This window comes from Candidatus Phyllobacterium onerii, assembly GCF_028331445.1.
GTDB classification, from domain to species: domain Bacteria; phylum Pseudomonadota; class Alphaproteobacteria; order Rhizobiales; family Rhizobiaceae; genus Phyllobacterium; species Phyllobacterium onerii.
In genome coordinates, this window is the sequence record NZ_JAQMHX010000001.1 from 1,093,005 (window position 1) to 1,113,374 (window position 20,370).

Sequence of the window (20,370 nt, forward strand, 5' to 3'; positions counted from 1 at the left end):
AACGCTTTACATCGCGCGGACCAGTCAATATGGTCCGCCGAAATTTGAGCATAGAGAAGGAACGGATTGCCGATGCGCGCCGAAATCGAGACCCTCGTCGATGAGATCAAGCAGGCCATAAGCCTGCTGAGGAGGCATCTTTGACTGGGATACGTCAATCAAACGCCTGGGCTATCTGAATCAGCTCGCCGAAGACCCTGCACTCTGGAACGACGCGCAGGAAGCACAAAAGCTGATGCGTGAACGCCAGCAGCTGGAAGACGGCATCAATTCGATTCGCACGCTGACGCAATCTCTCGACGACAATGTTGAACTGATTGCCATGGGCGAGGAGGAAGAAGACAAGTCGATCGTGACAGAGGCGGAAGAGAATATCCGCGCGATCAAACAGGAAGTCGATCGTCGCCAGATCGATACGTTGCTTTCTGGCGAAGCCGACGCAAACGACACGTATCTGGAAGTACATTCCGGTGCTGGCGGTACGGAAAGCCAGGACTGGGCGAATATGCTCCTGCGCATGTATACGCGCTGGGCAGAGCGCAAGGGCATGAAAGTCGAATTGCTCGAAGTCCACAATGGCGAAGAAGCTGGCATCAAATCTGCCACCATCCTGGTCAAAGGGCACAATGCTTACGGTCTTTTGAAGACTGAATCAGGCGTACACCGGCTCGTGCGTATTTCGCCCTATGATTCCAATGCACGCAGACACACATCGTTTTCGAGCATCTGGGTCTATCCTGTCGTCGATGACAATATCGACATCGCGGTCACGGAAGCAGATGTGCGCATCGATACGTATCGCGCATCCGGTGCCGGTGGTCAGCACGTGAACACGACCGACTCGGCGGTCCGTATCACGCATATCGCCACGGGTATTGTCGTGCAGTGTCAGGCGGAGCGTTCGCAGCACAAGAACCGCGCGACGGCCTGGTCGATGTTGCGCGCTCGTCTTTACGAGGCTGAACTGGAAAAGCGTGAACAGGCCGCGGATGCGATTTCAGCCTCCAAGACCGATATCGGCTGGGGACATCAGATCCGCTCCTACGTGTTGCAACCCTATCAGCTGGTGAAGGATCTGCGCACCGGCGTTGAAAGCACAAGCCCGCAGGATGTGCTCGACGGTGATGTCGATATGTTCATGGAGGCCGCTCTGGCCCACCGCGTGCACGGATCGGATGTCGAAGTCGAAGACATCGCGTGATTTTGGTGTAGCCTGACGTCCTGATTGTCGTTTTAAAGTTCGGCTGCCAGCTTTCGGCCGATCGCCAGATACCCGACAGGGTTGACCGCGTTGCCGCTTCTGCGAACTTCATAATGCAGATGAGGGCCCGTCGAACGGCCGGTGCTGCCGACCTTGCCGATCGTATCGCCAAGTTTCACGCGCTGGCCGACGCTTACGAGAATCTGGCTCAAATGGCCGTAGCGCGTTGTTAGTCCGTTACCGTGGTCGACTTCGACCATATTGCCATAGCCGCCAGTATAATCGGCGGCGGTCACCGTTCCGTTGGCGGTGACATGTACCGAGCTTCCCGATATGGCACGAAAATCCATGCCGGAATGAAATGCGACCATCCCAAGAAGCGGGTCCGCGCGTGAACCAAAGGGGCTCGAAACCGGCATTCCGGGGACCGGATTGGCGATAGGAATGGATTTCGCAAGGCTCCTGGCGCTCTCGAGCCGCTGTACCGCCTCATCCAGATCGGCAAATTTTGTGTCGAAACCGGACGTCGGATTTGTGCTTGCCAGCAGCAATGGTCCACCCGTACCGGCATTCTCATCGTCAGCAACAGGTTTCACGCCGGTCGCAGCCAGGGCTCCCATAATCCTGTCGGCGCTCTCATAGGCGGTGTTGGAGAGCTTCTGCATTTGCTGAGTCTGCCGGGATTCTATCCCGGTCAAGGAATGATCGACGGACTTGAGCAAAAGCTCGGCCTTGTCCACGCTGGTTTTGGCCTTGTCGGGGCGAGGCTCCGGCTTGCGTGTTGAAGTCGTTGGTCCCGTAATGATTGGATCGATGCCGTAAAAACCTTCTGCATCGTCGGAATTCACCACGTCCTGACCGTTACCCTCCATCGAAAGAGCATTGGCAGCGTCTCCCGGCAATACGGCCCCGGCTTTTTCAGCGCGCTGCAGCACTGGCGCAAGCTTGTCATGCCGCTCGCTCAGTGCCCTTTGCCGTTGAATGAGCTCGCTGACTTTGCCGTCCATCAATTTCTGGTCGAGCAATTGCCGGCTTGTGATGCGATCGAGCTGAATGCGCAGCGCAGCTATCCGGTCTTCATAAGCCTGCTGCAAGCGGGCTTGGCGGGCGACGCTGCCGGTTATGAGATCGTCGCGAAAGACCAGATAGGATGTCGCGAGGAGATAGCTGCCGGCTAAGCCAAGGGCGAGGGTGCCACCCAGAAGTGCCATCCACGGCTTGATGGTAAAATGCCGGACGGTTTCGCCCCGCGCGATAATGATCGTGTGAGGTTCTTTGGTGCTGCCGAAGATGCTGGTATTTTGAGGCTTCTTCATTGCGGCTACGCCCGTTGATTTGCAGCTTCAATTTATACAGCGATTACACTCTGTTAGGGTTAACAAATCCTGACAACTGCACTGTATTTCAATCAAATTGCAACTAAAACGGGCAAATTATGTCCCAAGAGCCTTGGTTGCTTCGAGTACTTCGGCCGCATGTCCCGGAACTTTTACCTTGTTCCAGATTTTGGCGATCTTGCCGGCCGAATCGATCAGATAAGTCGTCCGCTCCACGCCCATATATTTCCGGCCATACATGCTCTTCTCAACCCAAAGACCGTAGGCTTCGATGATAGCCTTGTCTTCGTCCGCAACGAGATCGACTTTCAAATCATGTTTGGTCTTGAACTTGTCGTGTTTTTTGACGGGGTCTGGCGACATTCCGATGACCTTCGCACCAAGCTTCTCGAACTGCGGTCTGAGACCGGAGAATTCGATCGCTTCCTGGGTGCAGCCGCTCGTGTCGTCTTTCGGATAGAAATAGAGAACGACAGGCTTTCCGCGAAGGCCCGACAGGGTGATTGTACCGCCACCATCACGCGGCAAGGTGAAGTCCGGCGGGGTGCTACCGATATCCAAAATAGTCATAGGAATGCCTTTCTTTGATGATTGAACCCGATCGCTACTTACGCAATTATAGAGAGGTGCGGGAATCGTCTACGGTTTCCCAATTGATTCCTCAATTGGCTTTGGAATTTGACAGAGAAACCGAAAAGAGTCCGCTTTACAAAGCGGGACTTCACGAAACTGCACCAATATCCTTCTGCTTGCGAGCAAGACGAGGTTCCCGTAGCGACGCCTCGAAGGCGATCGCGGCTGCATTTCGCCGCCGGTGCCACATGCTCCTTTGCCATCCTTATCGCGGTGTTGGCCGGCATCGCTTTCGTCATATTACGCGTCGGCATTGGGGGAGAGGCGCTGACACAGCGCGCGCAAACCGCGTTGCAAACGGTTCTCGGGCCGAACGCAGATGCCACGATCAATTCCGCGCAGATTTCTCTAGACCAGCGCCACCACGTTGCACTTGAGGCGCGGGACGTAAATATCACCGATGCAAAGCGCGGTATCCAGATAAACAATGTGCGGTCAGTGCGTATCGGCCTCGCAACCTTGCCCCTGTTACATGGGAATATCCGGGTCGAGCGGCTGGAACTCGACGGCGCGCAGATCAAGGTCACCTCGGTTGTGCCGTTCGATTTCATGGCTTTGGTGCCCAAGGACGATCGCGGCCTTGTCGATCTCGACAGTGCATCGGCAGCGATTTTTTCGGGTCTCGAAAGTGCGGTATCGCTGCTTGATCAGCGCGAGACGCGCGATATCTCAATTGCAGATACAACGTTTGATTTTACTCTCGCCGGAGCGCCCGAACGCTTGCGCATCGTCAATCTCGATCTATCGGAAACCGGTGGGCCGGTTGCCATCAATGGCACGGTGGAGTGGCGCGGAAAGCAAGTCGACATCAACGCTCAGGCCAAGCGTTCGGCGATCGGAGCGAAGATCGAAGCTTTTTCGCTGGCCGTCAGCAAAATTCCGCTCGCAGGTAAATTCGGCACGCCACCGGTGCCGGATATAGACGGCATCAAGCCAGACGGCGCTTATCTAACTTACGACAATCTGGCTGAGGTGAAGCTGGATGGCTTGGCGGCGACCGCTTCCGAGCCCTCACGGGTCTGGGGCGCGCTGAATGTCAGCGAAGGACCAGTCACAATTGGCAATGTCGAAGACATGAAAGTGGCTTCGCAGATCAATTTCGAGCACGTATCCGGGGTCGACCAGATTGCGATCAAACCGTCGAACATTCATTTCGGTGGATTCACGGGTATTGTCGAAGGAGCAATCGGACGGGAGACGCTGCCGCCTGTTCCTGGGTCAGCGGCCAATCCGGGTTACCAGTTCGAACTTAGCACCAAAGATGCCAAATCAGCTCCTGCCGATTCCCCCGTTCCGGCGCTTCCCTTCGACGCGCGCCTTGCGGGCCGGTATGATTTGACGTTGAAGCACCTTGATGTCTCGCAGATAGAAGTGCTGGCAAGCAAGGAAAGTTCGCTGTCCGGCAACGCCAGCGTTACTTTTGGCGGCGGTTCACCTGCGATGAACCTTGACCTGCAGATACCCCAAATGCCGGTCGCGGATGTGAAGCAGCTATGGCCCATCTGGGTCGCTACGGGTGCTCGACGCTGGCTTATCGACAAGATGCACGACGGTGAGGCGAAGGACAGCACAATCAAAGTGACGTTTCCGGCCGGACGATTCAATGGACCAGACAAGCCGCCGCCCCTCGAGGATAATGAGGTTGAAGTCGATTTCAATGTCACGGACGCGGGATTTGATATTATCGGAGAACTACCGGCTGTTCGGAACGCCGCCGGGAAAATCAGCGTTCGAGGCGCCTATACGACGATAAGCCTAGAGAAGGGGTCGTCAATCACGCCCGCCAATCACGAGGTGAAGATCGTCGATGGAAAGCTTGTCATTCCGTGGGGGCCGCAGCGTCCAGTCCTGTCCGACCTTGATTTGAATGTTGTTGGCGACGCTTCAGCCGTCTCCGAATTTATCGGGTTTAAACCCATCAACGGCTTGAAGAACCTTCCTTTTGCCCCGGAGGACATAAAAGGCGATGTAAAGGCAAATGTGCTCGTGACGTTTCCGGTGACACGGCACGCACCGGACGGCAGCCTTAAATGGTCGGCTGACATGCAATTATCCAATGTTTCGATCGCCAAAAAGATCGATGGGCAGACAATAACCGATGCTGACGGAACGCTCTCCGTCAATCAGGATGAGGCGCGCATCGAGGCCACCGCGAAGGTGAACGGTATACCGGCCGAAGTGACGATGTTTGAACCTTTGGGGAAAAACACGGCGAAGCGCGAACAGAGTGTAACTTTACAACTCGATGACAAGACCCGGAACGCACTTTTCCCGGCGCTTGATCCGTTGCTTTCCGGCCCAATTTCCGTGGAGATCGACAAGGCGGCCGACGGGTCGCGGGTCGCTACCGCTGACTTGACGAAGGCGGAAATCAAACTTGCACAACTCGGTTGGACCAAGGGAGCGGGCGTAAAAGCGACTGCGAAATTCTCGCTCCAGCAAGATGGAGACAACGCCAGTATCCGCAACCTTGACATTTCCGGCGACACTTTCCGCTTGCAGGGCGATGTGAATGTCGTGGATGGCGACATGACCTCGGCTAACTTCGGTACCGTCAGGTTAAATCGCGGTGATGACATCGCCGTAAAGGTCGACCGCACCAAATATGGATACCGGGTCGGTGTGCAAGGCAGTTCATTCGACGCCCGCCCTTTGCTCAATCAGATAACAGACAAGAAAAAAAACGGAGGCAATGACAGCAACAGCAAGCAGCGCGTGCTGGTCAACGCCGACATCGATAACGTGACCGGTTTTTACTCCGAAAATTTTGGCAATGTCTCCCTGTCCTTTGAAGGCGTTGGCTCAAATGTTTCGGGTCTTGCCTTCAACGCCGTAACCAAAACCGGACAGAAAGTAGTGGCGGCCGATAGTTCAGAAAGTGGTGCGCGGTCTATCAGCCTGCAGTCGAAGGACGCAGGCGCGGTGCTACGCTTCTTCGGTTTTTACGATAAGATGTCCGGGGGCAGCATCAATGTTGCGCTCGATTCCAAGGGTGATGGTCCTTTGCGGGGACAGATCGACGCGCGCGATTTCACACTGGTCAACGAACCGCGTCTGGCCAAACTTGTATCCACAGCGCCCAATGGTACGAGCCTCAACGATGCGGTGAAGAAGAACATCGATGTGTCGAAAGTGACATTCGACCGCGGTTTCTCGCAAATCGAAAAAGGCTCGAATTATATCAACCTAGCCAATGGCGTTATCCGCGGTTCGACGATCGGCACGACGTTCCAGGGCGTGCTCAGCGATCCGCAGGGCAACATGTCACTGACAGGTACATTCATGCCCGCCTACGGCATCAACCGTATCTTCGGCGATGTCCCGATCCTTGGCCTTTTCCTTGGTAATGGCCGCGATGGCGGGTTGATCGGCATCACCTACAAATTGATCGGGCCATTGAAACAGCCGCAGATCATCGTCAACCCGATTTCGGTGATCGCGCCGGGTATTTTCCGTTCCATTTTTGAATTTCAGTAGAGAGCTTTGCTTATCTCCCCCCTTGTGGGGGAGAAAGCGATTTCAGCATCTTGGCGATTGCCAAGTGCTAGAAATCGCAAGAGAGGGGATCAAGCGCTTTAGAGGCAAATCCCCTCTCTTGGGTTTTCCAAGGATTTAGCAAAGAGGCTAAATCCAGGAAAATCCTTTCTCTCCCACAAGGGGAGAGATAGTCGGCATGGACTGCCGACCTAAACCGGCTTCACCAGAATATGCTTCTTCTTACCGAGGGAGAGTTTGATCACGCCCTCTGCCGTTACTTCAGACGTCCCAACTTGGGACTTCTCATCGGAAATGCTGGCATCGTTCACCCGCACAGCACCGCCCTGGATGTGCCGGCGCGCTTCACCATTCGATCCGGCAAGACCAGCTTTGACGAGAAGCGCCAGAATGCCAATTCCAGCGTCGAGGTCGCTGCCTGCAATTTCGACGGTCGGCAAATTAGTTGCCAAAGCGCCTTCCTCGAAAGTCTTGCGGGCCGTTTCCGCAGCTTCCTCCGCAGCATGGCGGCCGTGAAGAAGCGCTGTGATTTCCGTGGCAAGAACCTTCTTGGTCTCGTTGATTTCAGCCCCGCCCAGCGCGGCCAGGCGGCTGATCTCATCCAGCGGCAAGGTCGTGTAGAGTTTCAGGAACCGCTCGACATCGGCGTCTTCGGTGTTGCGCCAATATTGCCAGAAATCGTAGGGGCTCAGCAAATCTGCGTTAAGCCAGACCGCACCATTCATCGACTTACCCATCTTCGCTCCTGACGAAGTGGTCAAAAGTGGCGAGGTGAGGGCGTAGAGCTGCGGCGTGCCAAGGCGATGACCGAGGTCGATACCGTTGACGATATTCCCCCACTGATCCGAGCCGCCCATCTGCAGGCGCAAGCCATAGCGCTTGTTAAGCTCGACGAAATCATAAGCCTGCAGGATCATGTAGTTGAATTCAAGAAAGGAAAGCGACTGCTCGCGGTCGAGCCGTTGCTTCACCGAATCGAAGGACAACATGCGGTTGACGGAAAAATGCTGGCCGACATCGCGCAGAAACTCGAGGTAATTGAGCGGCAACAACCATTCGGCATTGTTGACCATTAGCGCGTCTTTCGGACCTTCGCCGAAGGATAAGTAATTGGCGAAGACCTTCTTGAGGCTATCGATATTGCTCTGGATGATCTCCGGGGTCATCAGCTTGCGCGCCTCATCCTTGAAGGATGGATCGCCGACCATACCGGTACCACCGCCCATCAGTGCCACCGCACGATGACCGGTCTTCTGCATCCAGTGCAACATCATGATCTGCAGCAGGCTGCCTGCGTGGAGGCTGGAGGCCGTTGGGTCAAAGCCGATATAGGCCGACACGGTTTCCTTGGCGAAGAGCGCATCCAGACCAGCATCGTCGGAGGTCTGATGGATGAAGCCGCGCGTTGAAAGCGTGTGCAGAAATTCGGATTTGAAGGCAGACATTAGATATTTTCCTGAGATTGAATCGGCGTGCACGAAATGCGTGCCGTGAGAGACGGAGCCGTTTAACATCATTCTCTATCGAATCACAAGAAAGGCAGTGTCTTGGCAGCGATACGGCGCGCAATCGGCCTGATGAGCGGAACGTCCATGGATGGAATCGACATCGCACTCCTCGAAACTGATGGCAGAAGCGAAGTGCGGCGCGGTCCATCGGACTTCATGCCCTACGAACGTGCTTTCCAGCGCCAGATCGAAGTCAGTCTCGACGATGCGAAATCAATCGGGTCGAGAACCGAGAGGCCAGGTGAACTTGGCGTGATGGAAGCGGAGCTGACAAAACGTCACGGCGATGCGGTTTCGGTTTTTCTTTCGAGCCACGGCCTGAGTAAAGCCGATGTCGACGTGATCGGTTTTCATGGTCAGACAGTTCTGCACCGACCGCTTCAGGCGCTGACGGTACAGCTCGGCGATGGGAAAATGCTGGCTGACCGGACAGGCATTCCAGTTGTCTACGACATGCGGGCCAATGACATGGTGCATGGCGGGCAGGGCGCACCATTGGTGCCTGCCTATCATCAGGCGCTGGCTGCGCGGGTTCCGCCTGAACTCAACAAGGGCAAGCCTGTCGTCTTCGTCAACATCGGCGGCATATCCAACGTCACCATTGTTTCCGGCAATTCTGATCCGGTCGCCTTCGATACCGGACCGGGTAACACGTTGATCGATCAGTGGGTCTCCGAAAAGGCAGGCATCGCCTACGATGCAGGCGGTACGATCGCCAGCGAAGGGCTGGTGATAGGCCAGGCGGTCACACGCTATCTGGCGAAACCGTTTTTCGATCTCGCTCCTCCGAAATCACTCGATCGCAATGATTTTACGCTTGCCGACCTCGGCGATCTGGAACTTTCAGACGGCGCGCGGACCTTGGCCAAAGTGACCGCCGATGCAGTCCTCAAGGCCAGCGCCTATTCGCCAGAAACACCATCGCTCTGGGTCATTTGCGGCGGCGGCCGCAAGAATGCGACGATCATGGCCGATCTCACGCAAGGCGCAGCCAATGCCGGGGCAAAGGTTATCGTTGCTGAGGATCTGGGGTTCAACGGCGATTCGATGGAAGCCGAAGCCTGGGCCTATCTCGCCGTGCGGGCCCTGGACGGGTTGCCGTTGACCTGGCCAACGACAACCGGTTGCAGCGCCCCCGTGTCCGGGGGCGTGCTCGTCAAACCTGCCTAGCGCAGGCGCTTCGGCTTGGCTTCGACCAATTCGCCATTCAAACGGCGATCGAGATAATCGGAGCATTCTGCGATGACCTCGTCGGTCATGCCCGAGAAGAAGTGGTTGGCACCAACCATCGTCTTCTGCGTGATGGTGATACCCTTCTGCGTCTTCAACTTATCAACCAGGCCCTGGACATCCTTGGGCGGTGCAACTTTGTCCTGATCGCCATGAAGGATCAGTCCGGAAGAAGGGCACGGCGCGAGGAATGAGAAATCATAGGTGTTTGGCTGTGGTGCGACCGAGATAAATCCTTCGATCTCGGGGCGGCGCATCAACAGTTGCATGCCGATCCAGGCGCCGAACGAATAACCGGCGACCCAGCAGGTCTTGGAATCCGGATGGAGCGACTGCACCCAATCAAGCGCGCCGGCGGCGTCCGACAACTCGCCTGAACCATGATCGAACTCGCCCTGGCTGCGGCCGATGCCCCGGAAATTGAAACGCAACGTCGTGAACCCGCGCTGCTGGAACATGTAAAACAGATCGTAGACGATCTTGTTGTTCATGGTTCCGCCGAATTGCGGGTGGGGATGCAGGACAATCGCGATCGGGGCATTTTTTTCCGTCGAAGGCTGGTATCGGCCCTCAAGACGTCCCGCTGGTCCGTTGAAAATCACTTCAGGCATGTGTACTCCAGTTTGCGCCGTGGCTACTTAGAGCCCGTTTTGAAACTCTGCTGCGGCGGTCATCTGAGGCGGTTTTCTGCGCTTCCGGTGCTCACGTACTTAATGTACGCTGCGCTCCGGTTCTCGAAAACCACGCCATATGCCTCGCCGCAGCGACTTTCCAAACGGGCTCTTATTGATCTGTCGGGCTTGACGACAATCAACAGCGACCATAAAACCAGTTTAGAACCGTTCAAAACTGGTGTAGAACTAATCTCGAACCGGCTTAATAGGCTGGTACGAGGCTGAATTTCAAGAAAATTGCGCTTTTTACCAAAAGAACAGGAATCAGGAGAAGCATGGCCCGCAATCGCGCCTATCTCGACTACAATGCAAGTGCGCCGCTGATTGCGGCAGCGCGCGATGCTGTGGTCAATGCGCTGATGCAGACCGGCAATCCGTCATCCGTTCATCTGGAAGGCCGTGCGACCAAGACAATTCTTGAAGCCGCGCGCCGCGATGTCGCCGCGCTGGTCAACTCCAAGCCTGATCATGTGGTCTTTACATCGGGTGCGACCGAGGCAGCTTCAACCCTCCTGACGCCACATTATACTATGGGGCGGGCGGCGATGCGCCTTTCGCGGCTTTATGTCAGCGCAAGCGAGCACCCTTGCATCCTTGCAGGCGGCCAGTTTCCGGCAGATCAGGTTGAGGTGGTGGGTGTTAACGATAGCGGCCTGCTCGATCTGGAGCAGCTGCGTGCGCTTCTTGTTGCCCATGATCGCAACCAGGGGCTGCCGCTTGTTGCGGTGCAGGCAGCCAACAACGAAACCGGTGTCTTGCAGCCAATCGAGAAGATTGGCGCCTTGGTGAAGGAGTTCGGCGGATTCCTCATTGTTGACGCGGTGCAGGCAGCCGGACGAATTCCGCTCGATATTACAACATCTTCTGCGGATTATCTCATCCTGTCGTCGCACAAGATCGGTGGTCCAAAAGGTGTTGGCGCAATCGTGGCCGTATCTGATCTGGTGATGCCGAAGCCCATCATCCGCGGTGGCGGACAGGAAAAGGGCCATCGGGGCGGCACCGAAGCATTGCCACTTATTGCCGGGTTCGGCGCAGCGGCACGCGTGGCCAGGGAACGTCTGGATTCTGGCGGCTGGCCAACACAGAAACGCGAAATGATAGAACAGACCGTGCGGGCGATCGCGCCTGACGCCTTTATCTATGGTGAGGCTGTTGACCGCCTGCCGAACACCACCATGTTTTCACTGGCCGAGTTGAAAGCGGAGACGGCACAGATCGCTTTCGATCTTGCCGGAATCGCGCTATCGGCCGGGTCCGCCTGTTCATCCGGAAAAGTCGGGCCAAGCCAGGTGCTTGCGGCGATGGGATATGGCGATGGAACAGGCGGTCTGCGGGTCTCGACAGGGCCGGATACGAGTGACGAAGAGATCGCGCTTTTTCTGGAAGCGCTGAAGATTATGGTCGCACGACGCGATCGCTCGAAACCAGCCGCGGCCGATGCCGCATAAAGAAATTCGATTATTGGCGGATTATCGCCGTTAATTGAAAAAAATCCGGTGAATACCGGTGTTAAATCGTGCGATTGCGCACTACATAGAGGCAGATATTCAAGACGACATACTGCCTTGACGTTTGCAACTGCGGGACCTTGAACCCCGCGTGGATGGAGAACGCCAATGCCTGCAGTGCAGGAAACCATTGACCGGGTCCGTACGCTTGACGTGGACCAGTACAAATACGGCTTTGAAACCCTTATCGAAATGGATAAGGCGCCGAAGGGCCTTAATGCAGATATCATTCGCTTTATCTCTGCCAAGAAGAATGAGCCGGACTGGATGCTTGAATGGCGTCTGAAGGCTTATGAACGCTGGCTAACGATGGAAGAGCCCACGTGGGCGCGTGTGAATTATCCAAAGATCGACTTCCAGGACATGGTTTATTACGCCGGTCCGAAGAACCAGACCGGCCCGACGTCGCTTGCCGATGTCGATCCGGAGCTGCTGCGCACCTATGAGAAGCTGGGAATTCCGCTGAAAGAGCAGGAAATCCTCGCGGGTGTACGCAAGGTCGGCGAAGCGAGCCCCAGCGACGAAGACGAAGAAGCCAGCGACAATGTCTACAAGTCCGGCCGCGTCGCGGTCGATGCTGTGTTCGACAGCGTCTCGGTGGTCACGACATTCAAGGCCGAACTGGCAAAAGCCGGTGTCATCTTCTGCTCGATCTCCGAAGCGATCCGCGAACATCCGGATCTGGTGAAGAAGTATCTCGCAACGGTTGTTCCGGTTTCGGATAATTTCTACGCGACGTTGAATTCGGCTGTCTTCACTGACGGTTCGTTTGTCTATGTGCCGAAGGGCGTGCGCTGCCCGATGGAGCTTTCCACCTATTTCCGCATCAACGAGCGGGATACCGGCCAGTTCGAGCGGACGCTGATCATCGCGGAAGAAGGTGCGTATGTGTCCTACCTCGAGGGCTGCACGGCACCGCAGCGCGACGAAAACCAGCTGCATGCGGCTGTTGTCGAGCTGATTGCACTCGATGACGCCGAGATCAAATATTCGACGGTGCAGAACTGGTTCCCCGGCGACGCGGAAGGTAAGGGCGGCATCTACAACTTCGTCACCAAGCGTGGCGATTGCCGCGGCGTTAATTCCAAGATTTCATGGACGCAGGTCGAGACCGGTTCCGCGATCACCTGGAAATATCCTTCCGTCATTCTGCGCGGCGACAATTCACGCGGCGAATTCTACTCGATTGCCGTTTCCAATGGTCATCAGCAGATCGACAGCGGCACCAAGATGCTGCATCTGGGCAAGAACACGTCGAGCCGCATCATCTCGAAGGGTATCTCGGCGGGTAAGTCGAACAACACCTATCGCGGTCAGGTTTCGGCCCATCGCAAGGCGGAGAACGCCCGCAACTTCACCCAGTGCGACTCGCTGTTGATCGGTAATGATTGCGGTGCGCATACGGTGCCCTACATCGAGGCCAAGAATGCGACTGCGCAATTCGAGCACGAGGCGACTACCTCGAAGATCTCGGAAGATGCGCTGTTCTATGTGATGCAGCGCGGCATTCCGGAAGAAGAGGCGATTGCACTCATCGTCAATGGCTTCGTCAAGGAAGTCATACAGGAACTGCCGATGGAATTTGCCGTTGAAGCGCAGAAGCTTATCGGCATCAGTCTCGAGGGGAGCGTCGGATAATGGCACCAATCACTACTGACGCACTCGACAGGCTTCGCCGGCGTTATGAAGAACTGGGTGAAGTGATCGACGAGTTGACTGATACGATTGCGCGTTCGTCTACCGCGACGGAAAGGGTCCTCGAACCGGAACTGATCAGAGCGCGCAAGGAACTTGCGTCAGTGGTCGAGCGCCTCAAGACCCTCAGCGGTGAGAGCTCATCATAGTCGGCACGGCACGTGTCATTGGCCGACAGAACCAAGATTGAAAGTTAGGGATCGCCAAGGCTGATTCCCGGAATCTAAAAGGTAGTACAATGCTGGAAATCAGAAACCTTCATGCGAAGATCGCAGACACGGACACCGAGATCATTCGCGGCCTGAATCTCACCGTCAAGGCTGGTGAAGTCGCTGCGATCATGGGGCCGAATGGTTCCGGAAAATCGACTCTGTCCTATATTCTCGCGGGCCGTAGTGACTACGAAGTCACCGAAGGCGACATTCTTTACAATGGCGAATCCATTCTGGAGCTCGACCCGTCCGAGCGTGCAGCAAAGGGCATTTTCCTCGCGTTCCAGTATCCAATGGAGATACCGGGTGTTGCGACGATGGAATTCCTGAAGGTAGCGATGAATTCACAGCGCAAGGCACGCGGTGAAGAACCGCTAAAAATTCCCGAGTTCATCGGGCGCGTGAAGACAGCAGCTGCATCGCTCGACATGGATATCGCCATGCTCAAGCGTCCGCTCAATGTCGGTTTCTCCGGCGGCGAGAAGAAACGTGCAGAAATCCTGCAGATGAAGCTGCTGGAGCCGAAGCTATGCGTTCTCGACGAGACCGATTCCGGTCTTGACATCGATGCGCTCAAGATCGTTGCCGATGGCGTCAATGCGTTGCGGTCGCCCGATCGCGCTGTGATCGTCATCACCCACTACCAGCGTTTGCTCGACTATATCGTGCCGGACACTGTCCACGTTCTCTACAAGGGGCAGGTAATCAAGTCGGGCGACAAGAATCTTGCACTCGAGCTGGAAGAGAATGGTTATGCCGATATTATCGGTGAGGCAGCCTGAGGAATAACGTCATGAATGTTCATACAGGACGCCAACCCACACCTGCTGAATCGGCACTGGTCGACGCTTTCGTCGACCGGATGGGCGAGCTCCCGGGCGACGGTGAAATCGCCAGCGCCCGCGATAACGCGATTGAAGCGTTGAAGACGCAAGGCCTTCCTTCGCGTCGCGTCGAGGCTTGGCACTACACTGATCTGCGCACGTTGCTGCGCAACATTCCCGCCTATGACGGGACCGCGGGAACCAACGCCTTGCCGGCGATTATCGCAGGATCTGCGGTGGCGACCGTTTCCAACGGTGTCGCGCTGACCCATCCACGTCTCGAAGGTGTCGAATTCAGCAAGTTCAGCGATAAACTGTCCGATGGTTCGGTGATCCGCGAGCTTGCCATTCGTGACGGCGACGACGCGATCGGCCAGATCAATGCGGCCTATGTCACCGATGGCTGGGCGATTGCCTTTGCCGATGGCGTGGAACTGGAAACGCCGCTCGAATTGCAGAACGCCCAGCTTCGCGGCCAGGGCCATGTGCGTTTTCCGGTCAAGTTCGGCAAGGGTGTCAAGGCAACAATCATTGAGCGCCAAACCGGCGGCGAGGGTGAAGGTTTTTCAACCAGCGTCAGCAATGTGACAGTCGCTGATGATGCGGAAATTACCTGGATCATCCTGCGCGAGCAGGGTGTCGAGGCAACGCAGTTGGCGCAGTTCATCGCCAAGATTGGCTCGAATGCCAAATTGACGGTTTACATCGTCAATGCCGGCGGCAAGCTCGTCCGTCAGGAAGTGCATGTGCTGGTGAAGGGCGAAGGTTCCGATTTCCAGTTGCGCGGCGTCAACTTGCTCGGCGGCGACAGCCATACGGACGTCACCATGACACTCGGTCATCTGGTCGAAAACACAACATCGGTGCAGATCATCCGAAATGTCGTCACTGATCGCGCGCGCGGCGTGTTTCAGGGTCAGATCAAGGTCAACAAGATCGCCCAGAAGACCGACGCGCGCATGGCATGCAACACGTTGCTTCTCTCGGATGATGGCGAATTCGACGCCAAGCCGGAGCTGGAGATTTTTGCGGATGACGTTGCCTGCGGCCATGGCGCAACAGTTACAGAGATCGATGGCAATCATCTGTTTTACCTGCGTGCACGCGGTATTCCGGAAAATGAAGCGCGAGGTCTTCTGATCAAGGCCTTCGTTGCCGAAATCGTCGAAGAGCTGGAAAACGAGCCATTGGTCGAAGCACTCGAAGACATTCTCGACAAATGGCTCGCAGCACACGTCTGATCGACTGAACCTATATGGAAAGCGCGGCTATCATGGATACAAGGATCATTCAAAGCGGCTATGACGTAGATGCAATTCGCCAGGATTTCCCCATCCTGTCGCGCGAAGTCTATGGCAAGCCGCTGGTGTATCTCGATAATGGCGCTTCGGCCCAGAAACCACGGGCTGTGATCGATATGATCACGCACACCTATTCCAACGAATACGCCAATGTGCATCGCGGGCTACATTTCCTGTCGAACGCTGCGACCGATGCCTATGAAAAAGCACGGGAAAGCGTCCGCCGGTTTCTGAATGCAGCGTCGGTTGATGAAATCGTTTTCACCAAATCCGCGACAGAGTCGATCAATACCGTCGCCTATGGCTATGGCATGCCGAATATCGGCGAGGGTGACGAGATCGTGCTCTCCATCATGGAGCACCACTCGAATATTGTGCCATGGCATTTCATCCGTGAACGCCAGGGCGCCAAGCTTGTCTGGGTGCCTGTCGATGAACAAGGTGCATTCCACATCGAGGAATTCGAGAAGCGGCTGACCGACCGCACCAAGCTCGTGGCGATCACCCATATGTCGAACGTTCTTGGAACAGTGACACCGATCAAGGAGATCGTCCGTATCGCCCATGCGCGCGGTATTCCGGTGCTGGTCGATGGCAGCCAAGGTGCGGTGCACCTGCCGGTCGATGTGCAGGATCTCGGTTGCGACTGGTACGTCTTTACCGGCCACAAGATCTACGGACCGTCGGGCATCGGTGTGCTTTATGGGCGCAAGGAAATGCTCGAAGCAATGCGACCATTCCAGGGTGGCGGCGAAATGATCGAGGAGGTGACGGAGGATATTGTCACTTATAACCACCCGCCACACAGGTATGAAGCCGGCACCCCGCCGATTGCCCAGGCTATCGGCCTTGGTGCAGCGATTGAATATGTCGAGAAAATCGGCCGCGCTGCCATCCTCGCGCATGAAGAAGATTTGCGCGACTACGCACACCAACGTCTGCGCGAGATCAATTCGCTACGTATCTTTGGCGATGCCAAGGACAAGGGTGCAATTATTTCCTTCGAACTGCAGGGCATTCATGCCCATGACGTATCGATGGTGATTGACCGTGCAGGTGTTGCCGTGCGGGCAGGTACCCATTGCGCCCAACCGCTATTGAAACGCTTCGGTGTAACATCCACATGCCGTGCATCGTTTGCGATGTATAATACAAGAGACGAGATCGATGTTCTCGCCGATGCGCTGGAAAAGGCGCGGAAATTCTTTGGGTGATGACGATGACGGAAAAAGTCGAGACACTGGAAAAAGCTGAAACGCCGGTCGTTGAAACCGGTTCTGCGAAGGCCGAGGTCGAGACCGTGTCGGCTATTCCTGCCGACGAGCTGGCGCGGATGACCGATGATGTCATTGGTGCCTTGAAAACCGTATATGACCCGGAAATTCCTGCCGATATCTACGAACTCGGTCTGGTCTACAAGATCGACATCGAAGACGACCGCTCGGTCAAGATCGAAATGACACTGACGGCACCTGGCTGCCCGGTTGCCGGCGAAATGCCTGGCTGGGTGCAGGATGCTGTTAGCGCGGTCGAGGGCGTGAGCTTTGTCGATGTCACCATGACATTCGATCCACCGTGGACGCCCGATCGCATGTCGGAAGAGGCGCAGGTCGCCGTCGGCTGGTATTAGGGTGGGTTGATATTCACGCCCTGACGATCTGCAAACGGCATTTTTCTGCGATCCGGTGCTCACGTACTTCAAGTACGCTCCGCTCCGGTTCTCGAAAACCACCGTTTTCGATTCGTCATGATCGCGAATCTCAACGACCCTAAGCAGGTTTTGGCTCTAAGGCGCTTCGCAGCCTTCCGGCACACTCTGTTCGAATGGCTGCTCTGATTTCTGCAGTGTTCCGTCCAAGATGGAGAGCGGCACGTAGGGAACGCCCTGGATCGCCGGGTTTGCCAATCTTAGACGATAACAGCCGTTGAACACCGTGACGCTACCATCTTTTGCCTCGGATTTAATCGCCATTGGCTGGCTCCAATAGGCCGAACCGGCCGCGCCTTCGCCGACAGCCTTGCCAAACAGCACGCTGACCGTTGCGGTGGTTTCATACCCCGCCTGAAATTGCGGGAATGGTTGCGGGGGGCTATCCGAAGCATAATAGCTGTAGGCGCGAGCATATTCTTGCCGGTTGATGGCATTGTAGTACGATTTGATCAGGGCCTCGGGGTTGCTCCGATCATCAAGATATTCCGGGGGTGTCTGCGTTGCGGTTGCCGCTTGTTCCTTCGGTACCGGCGTTTCCGCAGGTGCAGGTGTAGGGGCTTCAGGCTGTTTCGCTTCCTGCGCGAGCCCTGGTACGATATGCAGCGATAACACTGCTGCGCTGCAAAGAACGAGATGGCGATAATTCATGCTTTCGGCCCTCTGCCAGTCATGTTTATCAGTCGAGCACAGTTTGAACACTTGCAGTGACGGTTGTGTAACACTAACTATGTTATTCGAGTGATCGTTCCAGCGATCTCGAACAAGAGAGATGAGAAATGGGTCGTTTTTCTGTCATGACGTTGACTGACGCCGCCGCACAGCGTGTGAGCGAGATCGTCGCGACGCGCGAAAATGCGCTCGGCATTCGCGTCGGCATCAAGAAGGGCGGCTGCGCAGGCATGGAATATATGGTCGATCTCGTTACCGAAGCAAAAGCCGGTGATGATGTCGTCGAAAAAGACGGCTCGAAGGTTTTCGTCGCGCCGGAAGCTGTGCTCTACCTCTTGGGCACGCAGATGGACTTTGAAGTGACCAAGCTGCGCACGGGCTTTGTCTTCAACAATCCCAACCAGACTTCGGCCTGTGGTTGTGGGGAGTCTGTTGAATTAATGCCGGCCAAGCCGGAAACGCTGGCATCAGCCGCTTCCTGACTTTTTCGTCATGGACAATGACGCAATTCAGGATTTGTTTTCAGGGCTTGGGCCAGTAACGATCAAACGCATGTTTGGCGGCAAGGGCATCTACTTCGAAGGCACCATCATTGCGCTCGAAGTCAGTGACGAAATTCTCTTGAAAGCAGATAAGGTCTCAGCGCCCGAATTTGAGGCAGCCAATTGCCGCCAATGGACCTATGAGCGCGAGGGCAGGAAGCCCGTCGGCATGCCCTATTGGTCTGTCCCGGCAGAGGCTTTCGATGACCCCGACATCATGACGGAATGGGCAAGGCGGGCGTACGAGGCCTCATTGCGCGTGGCCAAGTAACAGCCTGAAATTTCTCAGACTTTGGTGTCAATCAGCATGAAAGCCGGGATTTCATCACCGAAGCCAATCGGTGCCGAACCCATATCATCGCGGTCGCGACGGTGATCACGGCGCGGCTCGGCATGCGGGACGCGAGCACGCCGCTGCTCGTTTTCCGCTTTGATCGCGGCCTTTTGCGGCTTCTCAGCGGTACGAACGATCGGCTGATCATCGACTATCGGCTGCGCATCAAACTCTTTGGCCTTTTCAGCCGCTGCGATGATGTCGATTTCGGACTGCGGGCGTTCGCGTTCACGGCCCTCATTGCGAGGCCTGCGCTTTGGCGCGCTCTTGTCGCGGCTATTGCGGCCACGGCGCGGTGCGTCGTCCTGTTCGGTCGAGACGGGCAGGGTGGACAGATCACCATCATACCAGTTGATATCCTCGCCGATCAGCTTTTCGATCGACGCAAGATATTTGACATCGGCTGGCGTTACGAGTGTGAAGGCTTTGCCGGAACGGCCGGCACGGCCCGTACGGCCGATGCGATGAACGTAGTCTTCGGAATGGATCGGGACGTCGAAGTTGAACACGTGGCTGACATCGGGAATGTCCAGCCCACGCGCGGCGACGTCGGACGCAACGAGGATCTTCAACTTGTTGTCCTTGAAGTTCGCCAGCATTGTCGTGCGTGCGCGCTGATCCATATCGCCGTGCAAGGCGCCGGCATCGAATTCGTGCTTCACCAGCGAGCGGAAAAGCTCGGAGACATCTTTCTTGCGATTGCAGAAGATGATCGCGTTCTTCAGTCCGTCGGCTTCGGCACGGATGAGATCGCGCAGCACCGCGCGCTTTTCCCAATCCTTCTTACCTGACTTGACCAGTTGCTGCTCTACGGTTTTCGCCGTCGTCGCAGCCTTAGCAACTTCGATGCGGACGGGAGAATGCAGGAATTGTTCCGTCAGTTTCGTGATTTCCGGCGGCATGGTTGCCGAGAAGAACAGCGTCTGGCGTGTGAAGGGGATCAACTTGCAGATACGTTCGATATCGGGAATGAAGCCCATGTCGAGCATGCGGTCGGCTTCGTCGATGACGAGAATATCGACGGCGCTCAAAAGCAGCTTGCCGCGTTCGAAATGGTCGAGCAGCCGTCCGGGCGTTGCGATCAACACATCAGCGCCGCGTTCAAGCTTGCGCAACTGGTCGTCGAAGGAAACGCCGCCGATCAGCAGTGCGACGTTAAGACGATGGTTCTTGCCATACTTGACGAAGTTCTCCTCGACTTGCGCTGCGAGTTCGCGCGTCGGTTCAAGGATGAGTGTGCGCGGCATGCGTGCCCGCGCGCGGCCTTGTTCAAGCAGCGTCAGCATCGGCAGAACGAAAGAGGCGGTCTTGCCGGTGCCGGTCTGGGCGATGCCAAGAACGTCCTTGCGCTGCAGCGCATGCGGGATCGCGCCAAGCTGGATCGGTGTTGGTATTGTATATCCTGCTGCTTCTACAGCATCGAGCACTTTCGGCGAAAGGCCCAGGTCAGCAAAGGTGGTCAATGGAGATTTAACTTTCTATCTGCAGTCGGT

17 protein-coding genes and 1 pseudogene are annotated in these 20,370 nt (G+C 56.0%); 12 read left to right on the top strand and 6 right to left on the bottom strand.

Going from position 1 to position 20,370, the window contains the following annotated elements:
* Positions 1 to 72 precede the first annotated feature (72 nt).
* Positions 73 to 1,201, top strand: a protein-coding gene (prfB, locus tag PHA01_RS05250; RefSeq protein ID WP_271893802.1) for a peptide chain release factor 2 whose coding sequence is annotated in 2 segments (ribosomal slippage) — positions 73 to 141 and positions 143 to 1,201 — 1,128 coding nt in all. Because the reading frame shifts where the segments join, the coding sequence is not laid out codon by codon here.
* A gap of 32 nt (positions 1,202 to 1,233) precedes the next feature.
* Here the strand turns inward: prfB and PHA01_RS05255 are convergent.
* Both PHA01_RS05255 and PHA01_RS05260 read right to left on the bottom strand, forming a co-directional pair.
* On the bottom strand, positions 1,234 to 2,517 hold the full coding sequence (locus PHA01_RS05255) for a M23 family metallopeptidase (protein ID WP_271893803.1): 1,284 nt from the start codon (positions 2,515 to 2,517) through the stop codon (positions 1,234 to 1,236).
* Between the two features lie 117 nt (positions 2,518 to 2,634).
* Positions 2,635 to 3,108, bottom strand: coding sequence for a peroxiredoxin (locus PHA01_RS05260; protein WP_112530939.1), 474 nt, complete (start codon positions 3,106 to 3,108; stop codon positions 2,635 to 2,637).
* 108 nt (positions 3,109 to 3,216) lie between these two features.
* Between PHA01_RS05260 and PHA01_RS05265 the strand changes: the two genes are divergently transcribed.
* The gene (locus PHA01_RS05265; protein ID WP_271893804.1) at positions 3,217 to 6,648 is read left to right on the top strand and encodes a YhdP family protein; all 3,432 of its coding nucleotides are present in this window, start codon (positions 3,217 to 3,219) and stop codon (positions 6,646 to 6,648) included.
* A 209-nt stretch (positions 6,649 to 6,857) separates the two neighbouring features.
* Here the strand turns inward: PHA01_RS05265 and tyrS are convergent, their stop codons facing one another.
* Positions 6,858 to 8,111: a tyrosine--tRNA ligase gene (tyrS, locus tag PHA01_RS05270; RefSeq protein WP_271893806.1), complete on the bottom strand. Its 1,254-nt coding sequence runs from the start codon at positions 8,109 to 8,111 to the stop codon at positions 6,858 to 6,860.
* Between the two features lie 102 nt (positions 8,112 to 8,213).
* Between tyrS and PHA01_RS05275 the strand changes: the two genes are divergently transcribed.
* Positions 8,214 to 9,344 (top strand): anhydro-N-acetylmuramic acid kinase, encoded by a 1,131-nt coding sequence (locus PHA01_RS05275; RefSeq protein WP_271893807.1) that lies wholly within the window; start codon positions 8,214 to 8,216, stop codon positions 9,342 to 9,344.
* Here PHA01_RS05275 and PHA01_RS05280 read toward each other — a convergent pair.
* Positions 9,341 to 10,015, bottom strand: a complete 675-nt coding sequence (locus PHA01_RS05280) for an alpha/beta hydrolase (protein ID WP_027231414.1) — start codon at positions 10,013 to 10,015, stop codon at positions 9,341 to 9,343. The genes PHA01_RS05275 and PHA01_RS05280 overlap by 4 nt on opposite strands.
* Positions 10,016 to 10,353: 338 nt before the next feature.
* Here PHA01_RS05280 and PHA01_RS05285 point away from each other — a divergent pair, with 338 nt between their 5' ends.
* From PHA01_RS05285 to PHA01_RS05315, 7 genes are all read left to right on the top strand, one after another.
* Positions 10,354 to 11,529: a cysteine desulfurase family protein gene (locus PHA01_RS05285; RefSeq protein WP_271893808.1), complete on the top strand. Its 1,176-nt coding sequence runs from the start codon at positions 10,354 to 10,356 to the stop codon at positions 11,527 to 11,529.
* A gap of 168 nt (positions 11,530 to 11,697) precedes the next feature.
* Complete coding sequence (gene sufB / locus PHA01_RS05290) at positions 11,698 to 13,227, top strand: Fe-S cluster assembly protein SufB (protein WP_112530944.1); 1,530 nt, start codon at positions 11,698 to 11,700, stop codon at positions 13,225 to 13,227.
* Entirely contained in the window at positions 13,227 to 13,433 is a 207-nt protein-coding gene (locus tag PHA01_RS05295) for a hypothetical protein (RefSeq protein WP_271893809.1), read from the top strand. The genes sufB and PHA01_RS05295 overlap by 1 nt, the downstream gene beginning before the upstream one ends.
* Positions 13,434 to 13,522: 89 nt before the next feature.
* Complete coding sequence (gene sufC, locus PHA01_RS05300) at positions 13,523 to 14,278, top strand: Fe-S cluster assembly ATPase SufC (protein ID WP_271893810.1); 756 nt, start codon at positions 13,523 to 13,525, stop codon at positions 14,276 to 14,278.
* Positions 14,279 to 14,289: 11 nt separating this feature from the next.
* Positions 14,290 to 15,561, top strand: a complete 1,272-nt coding sequence (sufD, locus tag PHA01_RS05305; RefSeq protein ID WP_271893811.1) for a Fe-S cluster assembly protein SufD — start codon at positions 14,290 to 14,292, stop codon at positions 15,559 to 15,561.
* 32 nt (positions 15,562 to 15,593) lie between these two features.
* Positions 15,594 to 16,835 (top strand): cysteine desulfurase, encoded by a 1,242-nt coding sequence (locus PHA01_RS05310; RefSeq protein WP_271893813.1) that lies wholly within the window; start codon positions 15,594 to 15,596, stop codon positions 16,833 to 16,835.
* 5 nt (positions 16,836 to 16,840) lie between these two features.
* On the top strand, positions 16,841 to 17,251 hold the full coding sequence (locus PHA01_RS05315; RefSeq protein ID WP_417020902.1) for an SUF system Fe-S cluster assembly protein: 411 nt from the start codon (positions 16,841 to 16,843) through the stop codon (positions 17,249 to 17,251).
* A 156-nt stretch (positions 17,252 to 17,407) separates the two neighbouring features.
* Here PHA01_RS05315 and PHA01_RS05320 read toward each other — a convergent pair whose 3' ends face one another.
* Positions 17,408 to 17,980, bottom strand: coding sequence for a hypothetical protein (locus PHA01_RS05320; RefSeq protein WP_271893815.1), 573 nt, complete (start codon positions 17,978 to 17,980; stop codon positions 17,408 to 17,410).
* A 128-nt stretch (positions 17,981 to 18,108) separates the two neighbouring features.
* On the opposite strand from PHA01_RS05320, the gene sufA reads away from it, so the two are divergent.
* Positions 18,109 to 18,483, top strand: a complete 375-nt coding sequence (gene sufA / locus PHA01_RS05325) for a Fe-S cluster assembly scaffold SufA (protein ID WP_271893816.1) — start codon at positions 18,109 to 18,111, stop codon at positions 18,481 to 18,483.
* Between the two features lie 10 nt (positions 18,484 to 18,493).
* Positions 18,494 to 18,814: a TfoX/Sxy family protein gene (locus tag PHA01_RS05330; protein WP_224505996.1), complete on the top strand. Its 321-nt coding sequence runs from the start codon at positions 18,494 to 18,496 to the stop codon at positions 18,812 to 18,814.
* Between the two features lie 335 nt (positions 18,815 to 19,149).
* On the opposite strand, the pseudogene PHA01_RS05335 reads toward PHA01_RS05330, so the two are convergent.
* A pseudogene (locus tag PHA01_RS05335) lies at positions 19,150 to 20,340 on the bottom strand (DEAD/DEAH box helicase); the annotation flags it as partial.
* Positions 20,341 to 20,370 lie beyond the last annotated feature (30 nt).